At 33.3% G+C, this 26,473-nt stretch carries 18 protein-coding genes; 12 read left to right on the top strand and 6 right to left on the bottom strand.

Features of this window, described 5'->3' with window-relative positions; genetic code table 11:
• The first annotated feature begins 27 nt into the window (after positions 1-27).
• The 5 genes from H6578_08825 to H6578_08805 all read left to right on the top strand — a co-directional run bounded on the left by H6578_08825 (position 28) and on the right by H6578_08805 (position 10,340).
• Positions 28-3,759 carry a carboxypeptidase regulatory-like domain-containing protein gene (locus tag H6578_08825; protein ID MCB9227251.1) on the top strand — a complete coding sequence of 1,244 codons (3,732 nt, stop codon included), beginning with the start codon at positions 28-30 and terminating at the stop codon, positions 3,757-3,759.
• Positions 3,760-3,764: 5 nt separating this feature from the next.
• Positions 3,765-7,868: a hypothetical protein gene (locus H6578_08820; GenBank protein ID MCB9227250.1), complete on the top strand. Its 4,104-nt coding sequence runs from the start codon at positions 3,765-3,767 to the stop codon at positions 7,866-7,868.
• Positions 7,869-7,896: 28 nt separating this feature from the next.
• Positions 7,897-9,399: an OmpA family protein gene (locus H6578_08815; GenBank protein ID MCB9227249.1), complete on the top strand. Its 1,503-nt coding sequence runs from the start codon at positions 7,897-7,899 to the stop codon at positions 9,397-9,399.
• Between the two features lie 72 nt (positions 9,400-9,471).
• Positions 9,472-9,942 carry a transcription elongation factor GreA gene (greA, locus tag H6578_08810; protein ID MCB9227248.1) on the top strand — a complete coding sequence of 157 codons (471 nt, stop codon included), beginning with the start codon at positions 9,472-9,474 and terminating at the stop codon, positions 9,940-9,942.
• The gene (locus tag H6578_08805; GenBank protein MCB9227247.1) at positions 9,942-10,340 is read left to right on the top strand and encodes an HIT family protein; all 399 of its coding nucleotides are present in this window, start codon (positions 9,942-9,944) and stop codon (positions 10,338-10,340) included. The genes greA and H6578_08805 overlap by 1 nt, the downstream gene beginning before the upstream one ends.
• A 29-nt stretch (positions 10,341-10,369) precedes the next feature.
• On the opposite strand, the gene ruvC is transcribed toward H6578_08805, so the two are convergent.
• Positions 10,370-10,930: a crossover junction endodeoxyribonuclease RuvC gene (gene ruvC / locus H6578_08800; protein ID MCB9227246.1), complete on the bottom strand. Its 561-nt coding sequence runs from the start codon at positions 10,928-10,930 to the stop codon at positions 10,370-10,372.
• A 121-nt stretch (positions 10,931-11,051) separates the two neighbouring features.
• Between ruvC and H6578_08795 the strand changes: the two genes are divergently transcribed.
• Together H6578_08795 and dnaB are read left to right on the top strand one after the other, a co-directional pair.
• On the top strand, positions 11,052-11,957 hold the full coding sequence (locus tag H6578_08795) for a flippase-like domain-containing protein (protein ID MCB9227245.1): 906 nt from the start codon (positions 11,052-11,054) through the stop codon (positions 11,955-11,957).
• A 186-nt stretch (positions 11,958-12,143) separates the two neighbouring features.
• Complete coding sequence (dnaB, locus tag H6578_08790; GenBank protein MCB9227244.1) at positions 12,144-13,721, top strand: replicative DNA helicase; 1,578 nt, start codon at positions 12,144-12,146, stop codon at positions 13,719-13,721.
• A 19-nt stretch (positions 13,722-13,740) separates the two neighbouring features.
• Here dnaB and nhaA read toward each other — a convergent pair whose 3' ends face one another.
• A complete protein-coding gene (gene nhaA / locus H6578_08785; protein ID MCB9227243.1) occupies positions 13,741-15,054 on the bottom strand; it encodes a Na+/H+ antiporter NhaA in 1,314 nt (437 codons plus the stop codon).
• A 201-nt stretch (positions 15,055-15,255) separates the two neighbouring features.
• Positions 15,256-16,662, bottom strand: a complete 1,407-nt coding sequence (locus H6578_08780; protein ID MCB9227242.1) for an MBL fold metallo-hydrolase — start codon at positions 16,660-16,662, stop codon at positions 15,256-15,258.
• A gap of 84 nt (positions 16,663-16,746) precedes the next feature.
• Here H6578_08780 and H6578_08775 point away from each other — a divergent pair, with 84 nt between their 5' ends.
• Positions 16,747-17,124 (top strand): heavy-metal-associated domain-containing protein, encoded by a 378-nt coding sequence (locus H6578_08775; GenBank protein ID MCB9227241.1) that lies wholly within the window; start codon positions 16,747-16,749, stop codon positions 17,122-17,124.
• Between the two features lie 55 nt (positions 17,125-17,179).
• Positions 17,180-18,172, top strand: a complete 993-nt coding sequence (locus tag H6578_08770; protein ID MCB9227240.1) for a glycosyltransferase family 9 protein — start codon at positions 17,180-17,182, stop codon at positions 18,170-18,172.
• Here the strand turns inward: H6578_08770 and H6578_08765 are convergent.
• The 3 genes from H6578_08765 to H6578_08755 form a co-directional block, all read right to left on the bottom strand.
• Positions 18,147-18,746 carry a DUF4294 domain-containing protein gene (locus H6578_08765; GenBank protein MCB9227239.1) on the bottom strand — a complete coding sequence of 200 codons (600 nt, stop codon included), beginning with the start codon at positions 18,744-18,746 and terminating at the stop codon, positions 18,147-18,149. The genes H6578_08770 and H6578_08765 overlap by 26 nt on opposite strands.
• 123 nt (positions 18,747-18,869) lie before the next feature.
• A complete protein-coding gene (locus tag H6578_08760) occupies positions 18,870-19,640 on the bottom strand; it encodes a hypothetical protein (GenBank protein ID MCB9227238.1) in 771 nt (256 codons plus the stop codon).
• A gap of 98 nt (positions 19,641-19,738) precedes the next feature.
• A complete protein-coding gene (locus H6578_08755; protein MCB9227237.1) occupies positions 19,739-20,569 on the bottom strand; it encodes a hypothetical protein in 831 nt (276 codons plus the stop codon).
• 181 nt (positions 20,570-20,750) lie between these two features.
• On the opposite strand from H6578_08755, the gene H6578_08750 reads away from it, so the two are divergent.
• Genes H6578_08750 through H6578_08740 form a run of 3 tightly spaced genes read left to right on the top strand, consistent with a single transcriptional unit; the run spans position 20,751 to position 26,468 of the window.
• Positions 20,751-21,176, top strand: coding sequence for a hypothetical protein (locus H6578_08750; protein ID MCB9227236.1), 426 nt, complete (start codon positions 20,751-20,753; stop codon positions 21,174-21,176).
• 12 nt (positions 21,177-21,188) lie between these two features.
• Positions 21,189-25,385, top strand: a complete 4,197-nt coding sequence (locus H6578_08745) for a gliding motility-associated C-terminal domain-containing protein (protein ID MCB9227235.1) — start codon at positions 21,189-21,191, stop codon at positions 25,383-25,385.
• Positions 25,386-25,418: 33 nt separating this feature from the next.
• Complete coding sequence (locus H6578_08740; protein MCB9227234.1) at positions 25,419-26,468, top strand: PorP/SprF family type IX secretion system membrane protein; 1,050 nt, start codon at positions 25,419-25,421, stop codon at positions 26,466-26,468.
• The last annotated feature ends 5 nt before the right edge of the window (positions 26,469-26,473 follow it).

Genomic DNA, 26,473 nt, shown 5'->3' with positions numbered 1-26,473 from the left:
TGTTAAAATAATGTTAAACAATTTAATATGCAGAAAAATTATATTTTAGTACTGTTAATGTCTATCTTTTCTATTGTTGCCATGGCACAAAGTGGGGAGATTAGTGGTAAAATTACAGATGAAAACGGAGAAGGTATTCCTTTTGCTTCGGTAGCAATAGTAGAGGGTGGAGTGCCTACTGGTATTGGTGCAACTACAGATTTTGATGGTTTTTATTCTATTAAACCTTTAAATCCTGGAAAATATGATGTTCAATTTTCTACAGTTGGTTATCAAACCGTAAGAGAAGTAGGGGTGGTAGTAAAAAACGACCAAACCACATATTTAGATAAAAAAATGGCTGCCACAGAGCAAGTTATAGAAGAAGTTGTGGTAATTCAATATAAAGTTCCTTTGATAGATGCAGGGGAAACTTCATCTAAAAACACAGTAACAGCAGAGGATATTGCCGATTTACCTACCAGAAATATTGCAAACATAGCATCTACAACTGCGGGTGTACAACAAACCGATAAAGATGGAGGTATAAATATACGTGGTGGTAGAGGTGATGCTGTTGTTTACTACGTAGATGGTATAAGAGTAAGCGGAAACGTAAACTTACCGGTATCTGCTGTAGAGCAAATAGACATTATAACAGGTGGTGTTTCTGCAAAATTTGGTAATGCAACTGCCGGGGTTATCAATATATCTACTAAAGGTGGAGCTAGAAAAATAACAGGAGGCGTTGAATATCAAGGTTCTTTAGATAGATGGAGATTTGACTTAGTGAACTTTAATTTAGCTGGTCCATTATTAAAAAATAAAGAAGATCAAACAGTTATTGGTTATGCTGTTAACTTAGAATATCAAAGAGATAAAGACCCTAAACCTTCATCTGTAGATATGTATAAAGTTAAAGACGACATATTTGAAAGCATGAGAGAACAACCATTGCGTATAGAAGATGGCGTAATAAAAGTAAGAGCACAAGATTTAACGGCAGATTCATTAGAAGTAAATAAAATAAAAAGAAATACCGTTAGACACCAAGCTAGAGGTAATGCAAAATTAGATTTTAGACTAGGTGATGGTAAATTTTTAACTGTTGGGGGAAATATAGAATATAAAAGAGAACACAGATGGGTAGAAGATTATGCTTTATTAAACTTTGAAAACAACCCATTATATACTACTCAAAACTATAAAACATATATCCGTTTCACACAAAATTTTAATAAAGAAAAACAAGAAGGCGATAAACAATCTGCTTTTCAAAATGCTTTTTATCAAGTTCAGTTTGATTTTGAGAAATATAGAAGAGATTATGAAGATGATACCCACGGTAAAAACTATTGGGATTATGGATATATTGGAAACTTTAGAACAGACAGAGCACCGGTATTTGAAGAAAGTGCTAATAGTGAGTACTGGGAGCTAACAAACTTTGCTGATACGGCAGTATATTATACCCCTTCAGATGTAAACGGATATGGTTCAAATTATAACACCGCTTATTATGATTTACAAGGACCGGGTGTAAAACAAGACGCTAATGGAGAGTACTACTTTAATGGTAGTGTAGCAGATTTACAAGCTACTCAAGCTATTATAAACGGAGAAAGACCAAGTAATAACCCATTCTCCATTAACTGGTTTAATACGGGACGTCAGTATAACGGTGTGGGCGTAGATAATGACGATGAAAAATATAGAGGACAAATAAATGCAGGTTTTGATATTTTAAAACCGGGAGCAGAGTCAAGAAACAAACACTCTCTAACATTTGGAGTTGAGTATCAGCAACAAGTTATGAGACATTATGCTTTAAATCCACTAGGTTTATGGGACGGAGCAAGACAATTAACTAACAATCATTTAGAATTGGATACGGACAATCCTTATTTTTATAATAATGGAGAATTAACTCCTGTAGATGGACAAGCAATCTATTTCACAGATTCAATTTATTATTACTACAAACCAACTGTTTATAACGATAAAGGAGAAAGAGTACAATCTTATTTTGATGAAAACTTTAGAGCAGCTAATGGCATAGCAGATAATGAATGGATTAACGTATATGACCAACCTCTTGAAAATTTTAGTATAGACTATTTTAGTGCAGATGAGTTAATTAGAAATAATTTTGTTAATAGAGATTACAGAGGATATGACGTATATGGCAATAGAGTAAATGGAAAAGTTTCATTTGAAGATTTTTGGAAGAAAACAGATGAAAATGGTGTGCATACAAGACCTGTTGCTCCATTTAAACCTATTTATGCAGCTGGATACATAGAAGATAAATTTCAATTAAAAGATTTAACATTTAGAATAGGTTTTAGAGTAGATGCTTATAACGCTAATCAAAAAGTATTGAAAGACCCATACTCAATGTTCGGTTCTTTAAATGCGGGAGAATTTAAAGCAGGAGAGCATCCTTCTAATATAGGAAATGATTATGCTGTTTATACTTCAGATGGTACTACAAGTGGAGCTATAACAGGTTATAGAAATGGCAATACATTTTATAATAAAGAAGGAGTTGAAGTTAAAAACTATAACTCATTAGGCGAAGATAAAGGAGTGCCTGTAAAACCAGATGGACAAGCTTCAGACACTCAGGCAGATGATTATGATATTGACCAAGCATTTCAAAATTATAAAACGGCATTTAACTTTATGCCACGTTTGCAATTTTCATTTAACATTACAGATAATGCTTTATTCTTTGCTCATTACGATGTGTTATCTCAAACACCTCAATCAAGTATTTCTGATGGATTTATAAATAACCGTTCTATTGGGAATCCAATGGATTATTATTTTATAGAGCAAAACACAGTAATTAACAATCCCAATTTAAGACCGGAAACAACTATTGATTTCCAATTAGGATTTAAACAAAAAGTAACCAAAACTTCGGCTTTAACATTTTCTGCTTACTATAAAGAATTTAAAAACTTAATTCAGTTTAAGAAGTTTGACGGTGTTAATGGAAAATCTTCTAAATTCTATTATTCTTACGATAATATAGACTTTGGAAATACTAAAGGTTTTGAATTTGGATATGATTTAAGAAGAACAAAAAATATAAGATTAACAGCTAACTATACACTTCAATTTGCAGAAGGTACAGGTAGTGATGACCAAACACAACAACAAGTAGTTAGAAATTCAGGTACAAACTTTAGAACGGTTAATCCTTTAGATTTTGATTCAAGACATGCTATCAATATGACTATAGATTACCGCTTTGGAGAGGGAAGTGATTACAATGGTCCTGTTTCTAAAAAAGGAAAACAAATATTATCTAATTTTGGTATCAACTTATTAGCTCAGGCACGTTCAGGTACACCTTATACGCGTCAAAGAGATGCATCCCCTGAAGCTTTAGCTGCGGTTACAAGACTTGTAACATTAGGATACATAAATGGTTCAAGAATAGGCTGGAACTTTAGAGCAGATTTAAAAATTGACAAATCATTTAATGTAGAGATCGGTAAGAAGAAAGAAGATGCAGAAAAAAGAAACCTTTACTTTAATGTTTATTTATGGATAGATAATTTATTAGGTACAGCTAATGTATTAGATGTATATAGATATACTGGAACAGCTAATGATGATGGTTATTTGGAAAGTCCGGCAGGAATTCAAGCAGCTGAAGCATCTAGCAACCCTACAGCCTATAGAGATTTGTATAAAGCGAGAGTAAATTCGCCTACTAAATATTCATCGCCAAGAAGAATTTATTTAGGAGCATCAGTTAATTTTTAAACAGAATGAATATGAGAACAATGAAGATAAAATCTATAATTTTAATTTCAACTTTACTTTTAGCTACAAGTGTAAGTGCTAAAAAGTATGTTGGTTATTCAGGAAAAAATCATGCAAATGTTAATCCCGTTTCAGGAAAAACAGGGGCATTTGATTGTACACCTTCATCAAGCCAAATTGATATTAATATAAATAATATTAGAGCAAGAATATTAGGCGGTGGTGATTTTTGGTGGGATGGAGTAGAAACAGCTAAATATGAAGTGCCTAAGGTTGACCCTGCTTCAGGCGTTACACCTGTAAGTTCTTTATTTACAGGAGCGTTATGGTTTACAGGTTTAGATAATGGGGGAAACTTAAAATGTGCATCTCAAACATACAGAAATCAAGGGCACGATTTTTATACAGGGCCATTAAGTGGTTTGTATGGAGATGTGAATTTTGATGTGTGTAAAACTTATGACGAGCATTTTGAAGTATTTGCATCTGAAATTTCTACATTGATTTCATTGTATAATGCTGCTGGTGGAAATGACATTCCGTCAGCTGACATTCCTGAGAATGTATTAAAATGGCCGGGTAAAGGAAATCCCTACTATTTAGAAAATGAAACAGACAAATATTACAATGAAGGTTCTTTAGCTCCTTTCTTTGATGTAGATGGAAATAATATTTACGACCCAAGAAAAGGAGATTACCCAATTATAGGTGTAAAAGATGAATTTGGAGTTATTCAACCTACTTATGCAGACCAAATGATATTTTGGGTAATTAACGATAATGGACAAATACACGGTAGAACAGGTGGAGCAGTAATAGGTGTGCAAGTTAACTGTTTAGCATTTGCTTATACTACAGCTAATGCACTTAATGATATGACTTTTTATACATTTGAAATTATTAAAAAATCACCAAATCCTTTGTATGAAACATATATGGGTATTTTTGTTGATCCGGATTTAGGTGATGCTACAGATGATTATATAGGTTGTGATACGGTTAGAGATATAGGATATGTATATAATGCTAATGCTATAGATGGACAGTATGGCTCAAATCCACCAATTACGGCCATTGATTTTTTTGAGGGACCTTTAGATGATAACGGAAATCAATTAGGCTTATCTTCTTTTGTATATTTTAATAATACTACAGGACCTCAATCTGACCCTGACGTAGCTGCAGAATTTAGAAATTATCAAACAAGTAAATGGGCAGACGGCTTACCTATTGTTTATTCTTGCGATGCACGTACAGGAAATCCTCCTTTTAGTTACGTTTACCCAGGTAACCCTGCTAATCCTGCTGAATTGTCTGAAGTATCTTGCAGTAACGCTCCTGCGGATAGACGTTTTGTGCAAAATTCAGGCCCTTTTACTTTGCAACCAGGAGATCCTCAGCGTATCACTATAGGTGTTTTAACAGTATTTCCTGATAATTATGTTAATAACTTTGATAGAGATGTTATTTTAGGACCTCCTGATGATTTAGCTCAAAATTTATTTGATAATTATTTTGATATAGTTGACGGACCAGATGCTCCTACTTTAGCCATTAGAGAACTAAAGAATAAATTAGTTATTAACTTAGTTAATGAAAGAGGTTCAAATAATTTTGGAGAAATGTATGCAGAGCCTCACCCTCTACCAAATAATGGTGTAGCTACTAACGATTCTTTGTATAGATTCCAAGGATATATGGTTTATCAAACAAAAGTAGCAGAGGTTACTGCTACGGATTTAACTAATCCTGAAAAAGCAGTATTAATTTATCAGTCAGATATAGAAGATGATGTAAGTAAAGTTTTTAATTATGAAGATAATGGAAATGGAACATATAATGCAATACTAAGAGTAGATGGAAATAATACGGGAACTAATAAAACAATAGAAGTAACTACAGATGCCTTTGCTACTGGAGATAATGCCTTAGTGAATAATAAGCCATATTATTTTACAGCTGTTGCGTATGCGTATGCCGATTATAATCCTTATCCGACTACACAAGGTTTACCTAAATTGGATGTATTTTTGCAAGGTAGAAATAATTTTAAAATATATTCGGCTATTCCTCACGCTATAGATTCAAGAGCTAATGGTACAGAGCTACAAGCAGAAACGGGAGACCCACTTCAAGTATTTAGATATGAAGGAAGAGGTAATGGAGGAAAAGTAATTGAATTATCTGAAGGAACAGAAAATGACATTATTACTAATGGAGGATTTAAAGATGTTTTAGAGTATAAGTTAGGAGCCGATCCTTTAAAAGCAAAAGTTATAGACCCATTAAAATTACAGAATGTAAATTTTGAATTGCGTTTTGAATCTTATTCTTTTAGATGGGACACTCTTTACTCCTTGGATACAACCGTAACACCTAATGTTATGGATACTATTCCGGTTAGATATGCAGATGCAGAATCGTCATTCTCGGATAGTAGTTTTTGGAAAATATTTGTAACAAATGAAAGTGGAACACCTATAGATACGATAGAGGCAGATAGAGAATTTAATAATGCTTATGAACAAGTTATTGAAGATTATGGTATTTCAGTATCTGTAAATATACCTAAGCCAAAAAATACCAATTTGTTAAATTCAAATCCTGTATATAGTGTACTGTCAAGTGAGCTTGTATTTGATAATATAGACAAGCCTTGGTTATCATTTATAGCAGATGATGGTTTTATAACACCTAATAACTGGATAAGAGCTGGAAGTAGTGAATCTCAAGTAGTTTCATTAGCTCAAGTTTATGACGCACACCAATATGATAATGTAGGAGGTAGTCAATCTCAAATTTTTTACGATCCGGAAGTTGACCAATCTACTATGTTTGGAACTTCTATTTTAGATGGGCAAATTGCTCCATACTGTTTAGCAAGTAACTACGCTAATCCGGGATTTGAAGGTACTAATGAAGAAAGTTCAAGACCACAGTTTTTATATGGTCCTGCTTTTAGATGGGAATACTGGGACGTTGCAAACACAAACGCTACAGTAGTTAAAAATCCAAAGAACAATTTAGATAAATTAGTAAGTGTAACTATCGTTTTAACATCAGACCAATCAAAATGGTCAGATTGTGTGGTTTTTGAAACAGGAGATGATATTTTATATACTGCTGATGGAACACCTAAAGGAGCTTTGCGTTCTGGAGATATAGGTTATGGTGTAGGAAAAGGAAAATTCCCGGGTTATGCTATTAACTTGGAAACAGGGCAAAGATTAAACATTGCTTTTGGAGAAGCCTCAAGTTTATCTGCATACAATGGTGTTGATATGGTGTTTAACCCTACAAGTGATATAGCGTCTAACACTACAACATTAATAGGAACAGAAGCAAACCTGCCTCTTTGGGGAGGAAGACATTATGTATATGTATTTAATACGCCTTACGATAATGGAAACGCAGTACACTCAGTTTTTATGAATAATACTATTCCTACAAGTGCTACTACCCTTATCCCAACTGATATAAGTGATGTGTATGATGATATTATTTATACGTTTATTCCTATAGTAGAAAAAGGATATGAGTTTTTTACTCCTACAAATATCCCTACTACAGCTAGAATAAATATAAATGTAAATCAGCCTTTTGAACCATTATTTACTGCCGAAACTTTAACACCGGAAACTAATGATTCATTACCGAGATACAGATTTAGCACCGTAGGAAAAGCACCGTTAGAAAATCAAACTGAAATAGCTGAGAGTGCTTTAGATAATATTAGAGTAGTACCAAATCCTTATTATGCATATTCTGCTTATGAGCAAAATCAGATAGATAATGTTGTAAAAATTATTGGATTGCCGGATAAATGCGAAATAAGTATTTTCTCATTAGACGGTAAATTAGTAAGAAAATTCAATAGATCTGTTGGTGCATTGGCTGAAGTATTAAGTAATAGGTCAGAAACAACATCTGGGCAAGTTACAGGGCAGGGAGTTAATTTAGATAACTCTTTAACTTGGGATTTAAACAACTCTAAACAAATACCAATAGGTAGTGGAACATATATTATACATGTAAATGCTTTTGATTTAGGCGAAAAAGTAACAAAAGCAGTTGTATTCATGAGACCTACTGACGTAAGTAATTTCTAATTTTAATTAACTATTTCAATTCAAATAAATGAAAAGAATTTTAATCATATTTTTATCAATAATTTCTCTAAATACTTATGCCGGTAATCCCGATAGGATAGGTGAAAATGGAGCTTATGAACTATTAATTAACGGTTGGCCACGTTCCACAGGATTTTGGGATATGTATGCCGCCAGAGTAACAGGTATTGAAGCTATGCGTTTAAACCCTGCGGGTTTAGCTCATTTGAATAAAATGGAAGCTGCTGTAGCTCATTCATTGTGGTTTCAGGGTTCTCAAACACAAGTAACCCAAGCAGGTTTTGCAGGTAATATAGGCGGAAATAATGTTATTGGCTTTGAGTTACAATCATTAAATGTTGGCGAGTTATACAGAACTACCGTAGGGCAACCTGACCCGGATAATGGATTAGGTACTTTTAAACCAAGATTTATAAATGTAGGACTAACATATAGTAGAATGTTTTCTAATAGAATATATGGGGGAGCTACAGTGCGTTTAATAACTGAAAATGTAGGGAATGTTAGAGCGTTAGGTTTTTCTATTGATTTAGGATTGCAGTATGTACTAGGAAAGAAGGAGAATCTTAGATTTGGAGTTGCTTTAAGAAATTGGGGAACACCTATGAAATACCAAGGAGATGGTTTTACATATAGAGGAGAACCTCAAAGTGGAGCAGACTATGAAGGAACTCGTTCTGAAGTACCTAATAAATTTGATTTACCTACTCAATTAAATATTTCAGCGTCTTACGATTTTTGGTTAGGTCCGGAGTATGTATGTAATGATGCTTATAATTTGCACAGATTAACATTGTCAGCTCAGTTTACTTCAAATAGTTTTGGAAAAGACCATTTTGGAGGAGGCGTAGAGTATGCTTTTAAAGAAATGTTTATGGCTCGTGTAGGATATAGACATGAGCAAGGAATGTACAACCCCGATACAAGAACAAATGCTTATACCGGATTTGCCGGTGGCGTTTCTGTAAATGTACCATTTAAGCAAAATGGACCTTCTTTGGGTATAGATTATTCTTATAGAACATCTAATCCTTTTGGAGGAACACACAGTATAGGTTTACGTTTTGGTTTAGGCAAAGGTGGAGACCCATGTGATGTAAGTGGAAAAGACGGTAAAGATGCCTTTAAAAAGAAAAAGAAAGCGGTTAAGCTTACAAAAGAAGAATCTGAACAAATAGATTATATTGCTAAAAATATCTTATTTGAAACAGGAAGTGCAGATTTAACAGATGAGTCTAAACAAAATTTAGATGAATTGGCAAAACTATTGAAAGATAAAGAAAGTGCTACTTTAAATATAGATGCTTATACCGATAATGTAGGAGATGATGATGACAATAAATATTTAAGTATGGAAAGAGCATACAACGTTAAAAAATATTTGGAAAGCAAAGGAATAGATTCTGATAGAATGAACTCAAAAGGTCATGGAGAAGAAAATCCTATAGATACAAATGATACCGAAGAAGGTAGAGCCAACAACAGGCGAGTTGAGCTTTCAATAGAATAAAAACAATTTAAAAAACTACACAAGGCGTTTCTACTTTTGTAGAAACGCTTTTGTTTTATAAAAAACTTAACTATGAATTACGTTTATTTAACCAAAGACGGTTACGAAAATTTGAAGAAAGAGCTTCATGAGCTAAAAACAAAAGGTAGAGCAGAAGCAGCTCAAGCTATAGCAGAAGCAAGAGAAAAAGGAGATTTATCGGAAAATGCAGAATACGATGCAGCTAAAGAAGCACAAGGTTTATTAGAAAAGAAAATAGCAGAAAAAGAAGATTCTTTTGCAAGAGCTAGAATAATTGACGAGTCTAAATTAGATACTTCAAAAGTATTTTTACTGAGCAATGTGGAGATTAAAAACTTAAAGGTTAATAAAATATTTAAGTATCAAATTGTTCCGGCTGTTGAGTCAGATTTATCTCAAAATAAACTATCTATAGAATCTCCTATAGCTAAGGGATTATTGGGCAAAAAAGTAGGCGATAAAGTATCTATAAAAGTACCGGCAGGAATAATAGATTTTGAAATTCTTTCTATTAGTTTATAATGAGTAGCATATTCACTAAAATAATAAACGGGCAAATTCCGTCTTATAAAGTGGCAGAAAACGATTATTGCTATGCATTTTTAGATATAAATCCATTAACTAAAGGGCATACATTAGTGATACCTAAAAAAGAAATAGACTACATTTTTGACATAGAAGACGATTTGTATTTAGAGCTGCATTCTTTTGCAAAAAAAGTAGCGTTGGCTATAAAAAAAGTAGTGCCATGCAAAAGGGTAGGTGTAGCAGTTTTGGGTTTAGAAGTGCCTCATGCACATATACATTTAGTGCCATTGGTTAAAGAAGACGATATTAATTTCTTTAAACCTAAATTGCAGTTAGAAGCTACAGAAATGACAGCATTAGCTCATAAAATAGCTGAAGCTTTTAACAGTTAATACCAATTGTTAACACAAAATAGTCTAACCTATTTTTTAACTCTATCGGGGTTGTTTTTAATAAACGAACTCCAATCTTTAGCTTTTCCTGAGGTATTTATTCCATTTGCCGTTTGAAAATGATGGCATACCGCCACGGCCAGTCCATCTGTGGCATCTAAATTTTTAGGTGTTTTATCAAATTTGCAGATACTTTTTAACATAGCTGCCACTTGTTCTTTACTTGAATTTCCATTGCCCGTTATAGCTTGTTTAACTTTTCTTGGAGAATATTCTACAATAGGAATATCTCTGGTAAGCACAGCCGCCATACTTACACCTTGAGCTCTACCTAATTTGAGCATACTTTGTACATTTTTTCCGTAAAAAGGAGCTTCTATAGCACACTCATCCGGTTTATATTCTTCTACAAGATATTGAACTCTTTCAAAAATGTATTTTAATCTGAGCTGATGATTATCATATTTATTTACCGTTACACTACCTAATGATAATAGGGTTAATTCCTTTCCTTTTATGCTAATAACGCCATATCCAAATATGCTGGTGCCGGGGTCAATTCCTAAAATTATTTTTTCTACAATGGCCATAGTTTTTTATTAGATAGGAAAAAATTATCTTTACAAAGCACTAAACTAAGCTTTTCAATTGAAAATTAAGACAAAAAAACTCTTAACTACCCTTTTAAAGATAATTCTCTTTGGAGTTTTTATGTTTTTGATTGCATGGCAAATTCAAACAAGAACTGAAAAATATAACCTTTTACAGGCTTTTGCCGAAAATTTTTCGTGGAGTAGAATTTATTTGCTTTTTATAGCTTTAGTATTAATGCCTGTCAATATTTTTTTAGAAAGTATAAAATGGAATAAGCTAATTTCTAATTTCAATGAAAAATTTGATATGAAACAAGCCATACAGAGTATGCTGTGCGGTTCTTTTTTTGGATTTATGACACCCAACAGGGTAGGCGAATTTGTGGGGCGTTTAAAACCATTAGAACCGGCATATAGGTCGCGAGCATTAACTGCCGGTTACTGGGGCGGCATAGCTCAATTTTTGGTAACTTTTAGCTTTGGAATTTATATGGGAGGCAAAACTATAGTGCAACATGCCAATATAAAATCTATAGATTCCTATACCGTACCCTTAGCTTTTGCTATTATTTTAATAACAAGTGTTATATATTTCAATTTAAAAACGGTTCTATCGTGGGTTTCAAAATTTCCTTTATTAAGAAAAATAACAGAAAAATACCCCGTAGAATATGAAATTCCTAAAAATCAACTGCTTATAATTTTGGGGATTACTTTATTGAGGTATGTTATTTATGTATGCCAATATGCAATTATTTTGCTGTTTTTTGGTGTCAATTTGCCTTTTAGTTTGTTGTTTTCTTCAGTTTCTACAATGTTGATTATCCATACCATGTTTCCTTCGGTTCCTTTTATAGATTTAGGCGTAAAAGGAAATGCTTTAATGTTAATTTTACGAAACTTAACAGCAAATGAACTCGGCATCATATTGTCTGTAATTTCTATATGGCTAATCAATATAATAATTCCAGCCATATTTGGCTATTATTTTTTTATTCAAACAAAGAAAAAAACGGTAGAATAATCATAAGTACCTGTGCATGATAACTTTAAAAAAATAATAAAATTTTCCACACTCTTTCAACGTTATAGTGTTAACTTTTTTACTTTGCCAAATGTTTAAAAAGCTATAATTAAACATTTACTTTTACAACTGTAAAACACTATTCCCTTTAGTGTATTTTTCTTAAAAACAACTAAAAAGCTATAAATGGACGAACAACAAGACTTTAATAAACGACTAAGTGAAGCTATTAAAAAAAATAGAGGAAACAAACTTGAAAGTCTTGAAAACGCTAAGCTTTTGCCACAAGCAAGAGATTTAGAGGAAGCAGTTTTAGGTGCGGTAATGCTTGAAAAAGGAGCTTTTGATAAAATAGTTGAAATATTAGTAGCACAATCGTTTTATGTAGATGCCCACGCTAAAATTTTTAGTGCTATGGTAATGCTGTATAACGAAAATGAACCCATAGATATATTGACCGTAAATAACAAACTAAAGTCAACTGGCGATTTAGATATGGTGGGAGGAAGTTATTATATTGCATCTTTAACCAATAAAGTTTCATCAAGTGCCAATATTGAATTTCATGCCCGAATTTTAGCTCAAAAATATTTGCAAAGAGAATTGATTTCTATAAGTAGTACTTCATTGCGAGATGCTTATGACGAAACGATAGATGTTTTTGATTTATTAGACAAAACCGAAGCAGAGCTATTTGAGTTAACTGAAAAAAACATGAAGAAAAATACGGAACGTATTAGTTCTGTATTAATGAGTGAGTTAGATAATATAAATGAAAGAAGACAAAGTGCTATAGGTGGCGATTTTTATACGGGCGTTAGAAGTGGATTTGAAGAGTTAGATAAATTAACAGCTGGTTGGCAAAAATCTGATTTAATAATATTGGCAGCCCGACCGGGTATGGGAAAAACGGCATTTACTTTGGCTTTAACCAGAAATGCCGCTGTGCAAAACGAAAAAGCTGTGGCTTTCTTTTCTTTAGAGATGTCATCAAACCAATTAGTAAGTAGGCTAATTTCAATGGAAACAGAAATAGAATCTGATAAGCTACGAAAAGGAACGCTACTTGAAAAAGAATGGAAACATTTAACTAAAAATATAGATACCCTTCAAAAAGCACCAATATTTATAGACGATACACCCGCTATTGGAATTTTTGAATTAAGAGCAAAATGTAGAAGATTAAAAGCTAAGCATGATGTTTCTTTAATAATAATAGATTATTTGCAGTTAATGACTGCCACTAACGATGGCAAAGGCTCTGGAAATAGAGAGCAAGAAATATCCTATATTTCAAGAAGTTTAAAAGGAATAGCTAAAGAGCTGGACGTGCCTATTATTGCTTTATCGCAGTTGAGTAGAGCTGTAGAATCAAGGGGAGGAAATAAACGTCCGTTACTTTCTGACTTACGTGAATCTGGAGCTATAGAGCAAGATGCCGATATGGTAATATTTTTATACCGACCGGAATACTATAAAATAACAGAAGATGAAGAAGGAAATGACTGTAGAGGTATAGCTGAAATAATAGTTTCTAAAAACCGACATGGAGAGCTCAAAACCGTAAAAGCGAGATTTGTAGGTCAGTATGCTAAGTTTGAGGATTTAGGAAATTCAAGTTTTGTTTTGCCCGATAGTTTTGGACCAAGTAATGTTATTACAAAATCGTCTAAAATGAACGAAGGAGATGAAAAAAGCGATTTTGATAAAGGTTTTGATGGCTTTGATAATGCCACTCCAGAAGACGATTCTACTCCGTTTTAATAAGTGGCAAAAAGTTAAACTATGCTTTTCGTAAAGTAAAATAACCGCCAACACCGCATAAGATAGAAGCCATAAAAATGCCTATTTTAGCTTGAATAATATACGTAGGATTAACAAAAGCTAAATCTGTTATAAATAGCGACATAGTAAATCCTACACCTGCCAGCATAGCTACGCCATACATTTGTCGCCAATTAACACCTTCAGGAAGTGTGGCAAATTTTAGTTTTACTAAGATTTTAGAAACAGAAATAATTCCAATAAACTTACCTAAGGCTAAACCAAATATAATTCCTAAACTTACATTGCTGCTTAAGTCGTTAAAGAAATCTCCAGAAAAAGTAATACCTGCATTGGCAAGGGCAAAAATGGGCATTACCACAAAAGCTACTAAAGGATGCATAGCGTGTTCAAGGCGTTGTAGGGGTGTCATGGCTCCTTTTGAATAATATCTTATGTCTTCCAAAATTTCTAATTGTTCATGAGTAACCAGCGTTACATTGTTTGGCGTGCTTTTTTCAAATTTGCTTATTAAGCTTTTTATTTTTTCAATAAATTTTGTGTCTTGTATTTTAACATTTGCGGGAATAGTAAGAGCTGCTAATACACCGGCAATAGTGGCATGGATACCAGAAAGTAAAAAAGCTAACCATAAACCGGCTATTCCTACAATTCCGTAAAACAAGGTATTACGCACGCCTAAAATATTGGCAAGTATGAGTACCAATAAAAATCCCCCTCCAATTAAAAGGCTTACCATAGAAATGTGAGAAGTATAGAAAAACGCTATAACTAATACTGCTCCTAAATCATCGGCTATGGCTAAAGCAGTTAAAAATACTTTTAGTGAAACAGGCACTTTATTTCCCAGCATATAAAGTATGCCTAAGGCAAAAGCAATATCTGTAGCCATAGGTATTCCCCAGCCGGTAGATGTTTCTCCCGATGAATTAAAAATTAAATATAATAACGCGGGAACAATCATACCGCCCAATCCAGCAAAAAGGGGTAAAATGGCATCTTTAGGTCTTGAAAGTTCGCCCGCCATTACCTCTCTTTTTAGTTCTAAACCTACCACAAAAAAGAAAATTGACATTAAGCCGTCATTTATCCAATGATGGAGAGATTTAGAAACAACAAAATCTCCAAAACCGATAGAAAAAGTGTTTTCCCAAAAGTGATGGTACACATCTTTTAAGGGAGAGTTTGCTAATATTAACGCAAGCACAGCCGATGCAAATAGTAAAATTCCACTGGTTGTAGAATTATTCATAAAACGGGTAATAGGAATTACTAATAGTTTATCTATTGGGTCTTTTCTCATGGTACAAATATATATTTAAAGTTCTGAACTCTCCAATCGTTCAGAATTTTTTACTTTTTTTAAGGGCAACAAAATATTAATTTTTGAAAGAAGAAAGTGTATAACAAACTGGCGAAATAAGAATACGATAATCCAAGGGGTTGAAACCCCTTGGAGAAATACAATAACCCAAGGGGTTTCAACCCCTTGTAGAATACTTAATATCAATTGTTAATACAACTTTACCACATCTCTCAACTCCGGTATTTCTATGTGTTTAAAGCCTTTGCTGTGCAAACTTTCTTTAAAAGCTTGCTGTTTTTTTGGTTCGCCATGTACTAAAAAAATAGTTTTTAGTTTTTCTCTATCTTGATTTTCTAAAAAGTCAAGCATTTCACTGTTGTCGCCATGGGCACTAAAAGAATCCATTATTTCCACATGGGCATTTACGGCTTTCGTTTCTCCAAAAATACGTACTTCCTTTTCTCCATCTCGTATTCTTCTGCCTAAAGTTCCTTCGGCACAATAACCTACTACTAATATGGTGGTGCTTGGGTCTTCTATATTATTACTTAAATGGTGTTTTACTCTGCCGGCACTCATCATACCGCTGGCACTTATAATTATGGCTGGTCCTTTTACATTGTTTATAGCTTTTGAGTCTGCTACACTACGTGTATATTTTAGTTTTCTAAAACCAAATGGATTAGGGTCGTTAGCCATGTATTCTAATAAATCAAAATCATAGCATTCGGGGTGTAGCATATAAATTTCGGTAGCATCTATAGCTAAAGGACTATCTACAAATACAGGAATATTAGGCAATAAACCTTCATTACTCAGTTGATCCATCATATAAACCAACTCTTGTGTTCTACCTACGCTAAAAGCGGGTATTATTAGTTTCCCTCTTCTATTTACACAAGCTTCTCTTATTATTCTCAATAAATCGGTTTTATCGTTAGGCAAAGAGCTGTGTTCTTCTCCGCCATAAGTAGATTCGCAGATAAGATAATCTACCTGTGGCATTAATTGAGGGTCTCTTAAAATTGGGCGGTGCGGTCTGCCTATATCGCCACTAAAACCTATAGTTTTATAGCTTCCGTCCTCTTGTTTTATACGAAGCGTTACGCTGGCACTTCCTAAAATATGTCCGGCATCTACAAATTTTACCTCTACATTTTTATGTATAGAATGCCATTTGTTATAACCTATTCCCACAAAGTTTTCTGCACATTTTTTTGCTTCTGCTACGGTGTAAAGTGGCTCAACAGAAGGAAGCCCTTTTCTTTTTCTTCTTTCATTTATATAGCTTACATCTTTTTCTTGTATATAGCCGCTATCTAATAGCATAATATTTGCCAAATTTCTGGTGGCGTGGGTGCAAATAATGTCTTTATTGTATCCGTCAGCTACAAATTTTGGTATTCTACCGCAGTGGTCTATGTGGGCATGAGAAAGTATAAGTACATCTATTTCGGCAGGGTTGAAAGCCCACGTGTAGTTAAAATTTTCGTATTTGCTTTCATTGCCTTGGTAAAGCCCACAGTCTAAAAGTATTTTAAAGCCATCATCTAAAGTTATTAAATGACTACTTCCTGTAACGGTGCCTGCTGCACCACAAAATTTAATTTTCATATTTCACATTTATTTTCATTTGCTTGGTGTTAAAAAACTTAAGCCTATTTTTAAATTTCTTAACTTTGCACAAAATAAGAATTTATGAGAATGTTTAAAAATCTATTGTTAGTTGTTGTTACTTCTTTAACTTTATTTTCATGTTCGCAAAAGTCTTGCGATAAAAATGCAAAGCACAATGAAGAAGAAGTGGCGGTAGAAAAAGTAGCCGTTACGCCTAATGATGAAGCAAAGCTGGCTATTAGTGGCATGGTGTGCGAAATAGGCTGTGCAGGATTGATAGAAAAAGAACTAAACGATATGGCCGGTGTGGCAGTAGCAGATGTAGTTTATGAAGATAGCACGGCTACCGTATCTTTTGATAATAATGTAGTAACAAAAGACGAAATAATATCTATGGTAAATAATATAGCCAACCACCAATACTCCGCTACCGTTTTAAGTGAAACAAGTGCCGAGTAATATCTCGTATTAAATGTAAAGCAACAAAAAACCAAACCTAAACCTATTTGCTTTTATGAAAATACTGATATTGCGATTTAGCTCTATTGGCGATATTGTACTAACATCGCCTGTGCTTAGGTGCGTAAAAGAACAAGTACCTGATGTAAGAATACATTATGCCACTAAAAAATCTTATGCAGGAATTGTGGCATCTAACCCTTATGTAGATAAAGTACACGCTTTAGATAAAGATATTAAGGAACTTATTGTAGAATTGAGCAGAGAGAATTTTGATTTAATTATTGATTTGCACAATAATGTACGTACTCAAATTATTAAATTTAGATTAAGAATAAAGAGTAAAACGGTAAATAAACTCAATTTTGAAAAATGGTTGCTCACACAGTTTAAAATAGACAAACTGCCTAAGTACAACCATATAGTAGATAGATATTTATACACAGCTAAAACTTTAGGAGTAAAAAACGATAGCAAAGGTTTAGACTTTTTTATTCCTAAAAAAGATGAAATTAAGGTAAGCGAGATGTTCCTAGAAGTGGGAGATAATTATATAGCTATAGCTATTGGAGCTAAATTTTTCACTAAAAGATTGCCTTACACAAAAATTATAGAGATTTGCAATAAGCTAAATCAGCCTATTATACTTTTAGGTGGCTTAGAAGATTTAGCACGAGGAGAGGAGATAGTTAGGCATACAACCAATCAGCAAGTTGTTACGGCTTGTGGCAAATTAAATTTGAACCAATCGGCATGGGTAGTAAAACAAGCTCAGCTTTTAATAACCCACGATACCGGCTTAATGCACATAGGAGCGGCATTTAATAAAAATATGATTACTATATGGGGAAATACTGTGCCCGAACTGGGAATGTATCCATATATGGATAAAGAGAATTATAAAATAATTCAAGTAGAAGATTTAAGTTGTAAACCTTGCTCTAAAATAGGCTATAAGGAATGCCCTAAAAAACATTTTAAATGTATGAATGATATTAATACAGATGAAATTGTAAAACAGGCTAATTATTATCTAATACCTGCTTAATAGCTAATTCAAGCATTCTGTTTTCTTCCTTATTAGGGTCGTAAACTTCTTTAAGGTCATAGTCATATCTATTGGCTACTATATTATATGTCCACGCTTTAATGCCAGAGTTGTATTCTTTAATTAAGTCGTAAAAATTGATACCCGTTTCTCTGTTTATCATTTTAACCAGTACTTTACCTTCTGAAACTTTTAAATCTCTAAGTTCTTTTTCAAACTCTTTCATCAACTCTTGCTTACGGTTTTTCTTGTATTTATTGTAGCCTCTTTTATTAGAGTTGTTTTTTTCGTATTCCAATTCATCTACCACTTGGTTGGCAATTTGGTAGTAAGGATATACTTTTTTTACCCTTTTCAAATAGTAGTTGTACCAATATTCTTCTTTTTGGTCTTTAAATTTATAGTAAGTTACTTGCACTTCTGGCACAGTAACCATAGGAATGGTATCGCCATTAAAAACTCTACCGTAAAGTACTCTAATGTTATCAGAATAATCATATCCTTCTTGAGCTTGGCTAATATTTGCAATTAGAAAAGCGGCAATGATGGTTGTTATATTTTTTAAGGTTTTCATAACTATTAAAAGTTTAGTTGCAAAGATAAGTTCAAGTAGTGTGCCAAAGTAATAAATATGGTGTTAATATAAACAAAAAACCCGAGCAAGTTGCTCGGGTTTTGATATGAAATTAAGAATTTATTATTCTTTGTAATTACCTGTAATAGTAATAGTAGTACCTGAACCAGAAGTTGAAACTTGACCACTAGTTACATGAATTAAGTAGTAGTTACTTCCGTTTTTAGTACCCAAAACGTCATCATAAGTTCCATTTTGTTGAGAAGAAACTCCTGTGTATTGAGCAACTCCTGTACCAGCGTCAATAGCTGCTTGTAAATCTTCTTGAGTAGTTAATGAAGACCACTGAGAAGAAGATAAAACTACCAACTTATCTGCTGCGTCAGCTATAATAGCACTTGTAGAAGTATTTGAAGTCCAAGATAATCCAAATTGAGATAATCCAGTACCAGCACTACCGCCTACTCTTTGCCATGTAAAAGGTGTAGCAGAACCTAACGGAGTAGTAGTTGTACCACTAGTACCTGTTAAGCTAAAAGATTTAGTAGCTACTTCATCAGCTTTATCAGTTAAAGTGAAAGTGTAAGTATCACTTTGTGGAGCTAATGGTGCTACAAATGTGAAAGTTCCAGCATAAGTAGCTGCATTAATAGTGATAGTAGTATCTGTACCTGGTTTTGTAATTACCAAAGTTTTTAAATCTTTTTTAGAACTTGGATTTTGTCCGGCACTTACTTCTACAGTTACAACTGTACCTTCTACTACATTACCACTTTCAGAAGGTGTAACAGTTAATAAAGGTGTTACATCGCTATCTCCAGAAGGATCACAGCTTGATAAAAAAGTCATTGTTGCTATTCCAAACAACATCATTAATAAACTAATTTTTTTCATTGTTATTTTTTTTTGTTTTATGAATTGAATACAAAGGTACAATCAAAAGCTATGCCAATGTTAATTTTTTAGCACAACTTTTAATTGCGTGTATTTATTTAATTAGATTTTTTAAAACTAAATGTTATTTTCCCTTTGTTACCACAACCGCAAGTATTATCGTTAGGATCAATAGATACTACTTTTATTAAAGCATAATCATTCCCGCCTCTTAATTTTGCAATAAAGATATCCCCGGCTTGTGGATTTTGAGCTTGAGATAAAATATTAGCACCACTATTATAGTAAGTAGTAGCATCTTCTACCGTTCCATTAGCATAATCAAAAGAATTAGCTTTTACATATCTTGTTCCATTGCCTGTTCCTGTTTTCCAAGAACCCGAAAAAGGATCTCCGGCTATATCTGAATTTAGCATATCTTTGTTAGCATCATTAGCACTTGCAGCTAATTGAGTTTCTGCTACTAAATCATAAGCACCTTTTTCTGTACCACCAATGTGGAAAAATGCACCGGAAATTTCAGCACCAAAGTTTGTACCTGTTGAGCTACTTGTACCTGTTAACGTAAAAGATTTAGTAGTTGATACATCAGCTTTGTCTGTTAGAGTGAAAGTGTAAGTATCACTTTGTCCTTCTTGAGGAGCGGTTACATTAAAAGTAACTGAATAAGTTGGTGCATTAATAGTGATAGTAGTATCTGTACCTGGTGTTGCAACAGTTAATGTTTTCAAATCTTTTTTAGAAGTTGGATTTTGTCCGGCACTTACTTCTACAGTTACAACTGTACCTTCCACTACATTACCACTTTCAGAAGGTGTAACCGTTAATAAGGGTGCATCTTCCCCTGCGTTTGTAGAATCACCACAGCTTGATAAAAAAGTCATTGTTGTTATTCCAAACAACATAAATAGTAAACTAAGTTTTTTCATTGTTAAGTTTTTTTAATTAGAAATAATTTTGCAAATATAAGTTCAAAAATTGAATAAGCATATTTTACTGTACTTTTTTGTAATTTTTCACACAAAATATTAGATTAATTAATCTTTAAAGAAGATAGTAGTATTTATTACTTTTTTGTTAACTTTGCCTACTTAAACAATATACATAAGTATGAAATTAAAAATTACTTTACTTTTTTCTTTCTTTTTATTAATATCTGTAGCATTTAGTCAAACTAATAATAGTGATGACTGGGTAAATATAGAAGATAATAAAAATTATACAATTACTTACAAACATTCTGTATGTAAATCTAATCAAGGGTTTGATTACGATTATATATTGCTGAAGTTTGAAAATAAAACATCTGAAACTTTAGCTTTGGAATATACCTTAGCTTTGGATTATGGCAATGCCAATACTGAAAAGAAGAAAGACACTAAGTTTTATAGTGTTTCAATTCCTGCTAATTCATCTATAGAAGGAACTTGTGAAGAGTTTTATAGAAAGAATTTGTGTATTTTTGATCATTCTATTACAAAACACCAAAATGCATTTGTAGGAAAATTAGTTGATTTTTCAGTAAATGTTAAATAAAAATTAGGAAACATGAAAAAGATTTACACTTTATTACTTGTAATAGTATCATCATATTTTTTTATAGGGAAAGTTAATGCTCAGTGTGTTGTAAATGCTGTTCCTTTGGCAGATACCTTAGATTGTGGCGATACTGCTAAAATATTTTTAAGTGGTTTTGCAGATTATGCCTTAAATAATGACTTTAATTTAGGAAATGCGGGTCCTGGGTGGCAAGCTACAAGTTCAGCACAGTTTGACAATCCGTATATTCCAAGTTTAACTAATGATACTTATTTATGGATGGGAGACCAAGCGGATGTACCAAGAAATTTAACTTCTATAGGATTAGATTTAACTTATGGAGGTCAAATATGTTTTGATTTAGTATATGCCGTACAAAGTGATCCAACGCCCACAGAAGGTCCAGACGAACCAGACGAAGGCGTTTCTTTGCAATATTCAATAGACGGAGGTACTACTTGGATAGATATTGCTTATTTTATTCCAAATGGAACTTCTGTTGACCCAAGTGGAAATGGCTGGGGACCGGGTATTTGGGTTTCTAATCCGGGTAATGCATCAACAGCACCGGGAGCTTCTGGGCAAACTCCATTTACTCAGTGGGCCACATATTGTTTCCCTATTCCTGTGGGAGCACAAACTAATTCAACTCAAATTCAATGGTCTCAAATATTTAGTTCAACAGAAAATTTTGACCACTGGGGTTTAGATAATGTTCAAGTGTTTTTAGCAGACCCTACTTATGGGTTTTTTGATGAAAACTGGAATTTTTTATTTGATAATCCTATAGAATTTGTGCCTACCGGTACTAATACTACCACATACTATTATACCAATTTGATAGATGACACTTGTAGTACTACAGCTACTGTATATATGAATCCAACTGACGCTGGACCAGACTTTTTAGTTTCGTGTGGAGGAATAGGCAGACAAATTAATGCAACAGGCGTAGCACCGTGGGCTACAGTATCATGGAGTCCTACAGCGGGATTAAGTGATCCTTCAGTTCCTAATCCTTATGTTAATCCTACTCAAGATACTGAATATTTCATTACTTCTGATTGTGGTGTAGATAGTATGATGGTATTTGTTGAAGACTCATTTAATATTCATTTTAATCAATTAGATACAATATGTGCAAATGGTTCAGAAGAAATAATGCTTACTACTACTCCAAGTTCTGTTTCTATAGCTTCAGTAGAATGGAATAATGTAGGTACATTAAATGATTCTACAGGAAATAATGTTACGGCATCTCCTATGATAACTACACAATATGTAGCTACAGTAACTTCAGATAGTGGATGTGTTATTCAAGATTCAGTATTATTACAGGTTCAAGGTGTAGGCTTACCTATAGCCGTAACGCCTCAAAACCCAACAGTATGTGAGGGGTCTTCTGTAGATTTAACTGTAGGAATTAGTCCAGATGCTCCTGCATATATATTGGTTGAATCATCTTATAATTTAATGTCAACAACAGGAGGTACAACCATAACAGGATTAGGCGATGAAACGACTGTTGGACCTATTAGCTTAGGGTTTAACTTTCCTTTTTTTGGAACAGGATATAACGAAGTTTATTTGAGTTCTAATGGTTTTATAAGTTTTAATTCATTAGCTTCAGCATACATAGGTAATACTATTATTCCTTCAACCAATTTACCAAATAACATTATAGCTTGGTTATGGGATGATTTGAACTTTAGTTCAGGTGGAACAGCAAGCTATTATACAGGCGGAACAGCACCTAACAGATATGTGGTTTTTAACTTTATTGGTGTAAATCATTTTGGTAGTTCAAATACAGTTTCTGTACAAGTTATTTTATATGAAAATGGTACTGTTGTAATAAATAATATTGATGTTCAAAATGATGGAACATTTGCAACAATGACACAAGGAATTGAAAACGGCACAGGAACTGAGGGGTATGCAATTGATTCTTTGAATAGTACTAGTTTTACAATTTCTCAAACAAGCTTTAGCTATATCCCTTTAAGTCCACCTGTAAATCCAAATTATACTTGGACTCCTCCTACATGGTTGAGTTCTACGTCTGGGGCTACAGTTACCAGCACACCTGAAGGAGATATAGAATATACAGTAAACATGCAAGATGGATTTTGTACCACAAGTGCAACAGTTTATGTTAATGTTGATACTATAACTATAGATTCATTGTCTGATGATATAGCATTGTCTTGTCCAGATGATAATATACAGCTTTATGGAGCAGCTTCTACAACTACTTTATTGCAACCTAAAGATTCTGTAATACAAATTGGAACAGATTCTGTTTTATCTACTACTACATATACTCCTTACAGAGGACTTTGGGAAGATGCCAGATTACAGTATTTATTTTATGCCTCAGAATTAAGTGCTCAAGGATTAGTAGCAGGAGATAATTTATCAGGGATAGCGTTTCAAGTAGCTACCTCAAACTCTACAATGCCATATAGTGGATTTACAATTTCAATGGCACATAGTAATCTTACAGCTATGACAGGCTTTGTTACTACAGGCTTTGTTACTGTAGCCCCAAGTTCTACCTACAATGAACATTTAGGATGGAATTGGCATAATTTTTCTACCAACTTTACGTGGGACGGTGTTTCTAATATTATAGTTCAAGCTTGTTTTGATAATAATGATTGGACAAATAATGATGCTGTTTACTATACCGAAACTGTTCAGAATACCGCAGTTTATGATGTTACAGACGGAGCAAGTGGATGTTCTTTAAATGCTCCATTTGCAAGTAATGATAGACCAAATGTGAGATTTAAAACAGATTATGTTCCTGCCGGTTATGCACCAATTAGTTATCAATGGAGTTCAAATCCTGCATGGACATTTAATGATGATACTATTCAAAATCCAATTATAACAGATGAAGTAAATACCGTTACTACTGTTTATTTAGAAGTGAGTGACGGCTCTTGTACTACTATAGATTCTTTAGAGATTAATTTTGCGGGTTCATTAACAGTTTCTAATGATACTACAATTTGTGAAGGTGATACTGTTCAATTATTTGCTAATGGAGGTTCTAATCCGGTCTGGACACCCAATAATAGTTCCTTATCTAATGACACTATTTTTAATCCAACAGCATACCCAAGTACCACTACAACTTATAATGTTGATGTAGAGTTAACTAATTGTACCGTTAATGGACAAGTAACAGTTACCGTTAATGAAATAGATGCACCTATTTTAAATGGAGGAGCAAGTCAAGTAGGTACTTGTTTAGATGAACCTGTTACCTTATTAACTAATGCCGCTTCATCTTATGATATGGTATGGACGGGACCCGAAACAGGTACAGGATCTTCCATAGTGGTAAATACAACGGGTTTATACACCTTAACGATTACCGATGCTTTAGGATGTTCAAGATCTACAGATATACAAGTAAATATTGCAAACCCAGCTACTTTAAATACAGACTTAGTAAGAAATGTTCTATGTTGTAATGATACGGTAGTAATAGATTTTGATGCAATAGTTGAAAATGGAGTAGCTTTAGATAGAGTTTATTGGAATGGCAATATAAACCCAGCTCCGGGACCTGTAACCCTGACTAGTGGTGTTAATGCAACTTACGGTATAAGAACTGTGGACGTAAATGGATGTGAGTCACTTACTGAATATACCGTTACAACTGCTTGTAATAACGGACAAATTGAAGCATTAGATACATTGGTAATTAATCAAACTCACGAATATCAAGTAGTTAATTCCTTAGATAATACAGATTATGTTTGGTATCCGGCTAGTAGATTTAATGGAAATACTTTTAGTGCCGATAGTGCAGGATTAAACTCCGTAAGTGTTGATATTATTAATCAGTTTGTATTAAATAATGGAGATAATTTCTCTTGTATTGAAACAGATTCTACCACAGTTTATGTGATAGAAGTATCCAATCCGGAGATGCCAAATGCCTTTTCACCTAATGGAGATGGAAAAAATGATTTATTTTTCCCAGTTTATTTGGATAATAATTCTAATGTAACTACATTTAACGTTTATAACAGGTGGGGAGAGTTAGTTTATCAATATAATAACGATAATGGATGGGACGGAACATTCCAAGGGGAAGATCAACCAGTGGATGTTTATAACTATTACATAGTAATTGATAAAATAACAGAAAATTATATAATTTCGGGCTCTGTAAGCTTGTTTAGATAAAAATTGAATTAATTAATAAAAACTACTATAAACATGAAAATAAGACTATTTACCCTGCTGGCGGTGTTATTTACATTTCTGGCTACAAATCATCTTGAAGCTCAAGACATTCATTTTTCGCAGTATTATGCTTCGCCATTAACACTAAACCCTGCTCTTACAGGTAAGTTTGATGGGCTTTGGCGTGTAAATGCTATATACCGAGACCAATATAGAAATGCTGTTAGCAATAATCCACTACCATATATGACACCTTCATTTTCGGTAGATTTTTCATTGCTTAAAAACAAACTTAAAACAGACGCTTTGGGTGTTGGAGCAATGGTATTTTACGATAAAGTAGGAGGTTTAAATACTTTAAAAGCGGGCTTAAGCTTAGCTTACCATAAAGGTTTAGATAAAAATAACAGATATCATTTAGCTTTAGGTTTGCAGGGTGTATATGGAAATAGACAAATAAATGGAGATTATCTTTTTGAAGAAGATATTTTGAGTGGTGGTTTACCAGGTTATGATGATATGAATTTAACTAATCAAAAAGCTGTTAACTCTGTTGATATGACTGCTGGAGCTTTGTTTGATGCAAAGTTTACAGATTGGATGACTTTTTATGCAGGGTACTCATTCTTTAATGTATTACGCCATAAAGATGATTTTATAACAACAAAAGATAATCAAACGCCATTTAGACATGTAGCACATGGAGGTTTTGAGTTTGAAATTAAAAAGAAATGGTTAATACTACCAGGTGCATTATACCAAACTACAGTAAAAACTAAAGAAATAAACTTTGGTTCTACTTTTGGATATAAGTTATTAACAAAAAAAGAGAAAACAGCTAAAATATTCTTAGGTGCTTGGTACAGATGGGATGTTGCTGTAATAGCGAAAGCAGGATTTGATTTTGAAAATTTCAGATTATCAGGAGCTTATGATATAGGAACAGGAGCTTTTGGAAAAGATTTGAAAAACGATACTGGAGCACGTATGCCTAACGCATTTGAAATAGCAGTTAGTTATATCGGTCCTTACAAAAATAAATCAGTTACTACAAACACATATTTGTTCAACCCAAGATTCTAAACAAA

The sequence above is a fragment of the Chitinophagales bacterium genome (assembly GCA_020635995.1).
Classification (GTDB): domain Bacteria; phylum Bacteroidota; class Bacteroidia; order Chitinophagales; family UBA8649; genus JAFMKE01.
This window is presented reverse-complemented; position numbering and strand designations above follow the sequence as displayed.

Coding starts and splice junctions, on each gene's coding strand:
- H6578_08825 (MCB9227251.1), top strand. CDS start 28: ATGCAGAAAAATTATATTTTAGTACTGTTAATGTCTATCTTTTCTATT.
- H6578_08820 (MCB9227250.1), top strand. CDS start 3,765: ATGAATATGAGAACAATGAAGATAAAATCTATAATTTTAATTTCAACT.
- H6578_08815 (MCB9227249.1), top strand. CDS start 7,897: ATGAAAAGAATTTTAATCATATTTTTATCAATAATTTCTCTAAATACT.
- greA (MCB9227248.1), top strand. CDS start 9,472: ATGAATTACGTTTATTTAACCAAAGACGGTTACGAAAATTTGAAGAAA.
- H6578_08805 (MCB9227247.1), top strand. CDS start 9,942: ATGAGTAGCATATTCACTAAAATAATAAACGGGCAAATTCCGTCTTAT.
- ruvC (MCB9227246.1), bottom strand. CDS start 10,930: ATGGCCATTGTAGAAAAAATAATTTTAGGAATTGACCCCGGCACCAGC.
- H6578_08795 (MCB9227245.1), top strand. CDS start 11,052: ATGTTTTTGATTGCATGGCAAATTCAAACAAGAACTGAAAAATATAAC.
- dnaB (MCB9227244.1), top strand. CDS start 12,144: ATGGACGAACAACAAGACTTTAATAAACGACTAAGTGAAGCTATTAAA.
- H6578_08780 (MCB9227242.1), bottom strand. CDS start 16,662: ATGAAAATTAAATTTTGTGGTGCAGCAGGCACCGTTACAGGAAGTAGT.
- H6578_08775 (MCB9227241.1), top strand. CDS start 16,747: ATGAGAATGTTTAAAAATCTATTGTTAGTTGTTGTTACTTCTTTAACT.
- H6578_08770 (MCB9227240.1), top strand. CDS start 17,180: ATGAAAATACTGATATTGCGATTTAGCTCTATTGGCGATATTGTACTA.
- H6578_08765 (MCB9227239.1), bottom strand. CDS start 18,746: ATGAAAACCTTAAAAAATATAACAACCATCATTGCCGCTTTTCTAATT.
- H6578_08760 (MCB9227238.1), bottom strand. CDS start 19,640: ATGAAAAAAATTAGTTTATTAATGATGTTGTTTGGAATAGCAACAATG.
- H6578_08755 (MCB9227237.1), bottom strand. CDS start 20,569: ATGAAAAAACTTAGTTTACTATTTATGTTGTTTGGAATAACAACAATG.
- H6578_08750 (MCB9227236.1), top strand. CDS start 20,751: ATGAAATTAAAAATTACTTTACTTTTTTCTTTCTTTTTATTAATATCT.
- H6578_08745 (MCB9227235.1), top strand. CDS start 21,189: ATGAAAAAGATTTACACTTTATTACTTGTAATAGTATCATCATATTTT.
- H6578_08740 (MCB9227234.1), top strand. CDS start 25,419: ATGAAAATAAGACTATTTACCCTGCTGGCGGTGTTATTTACATTTCTG.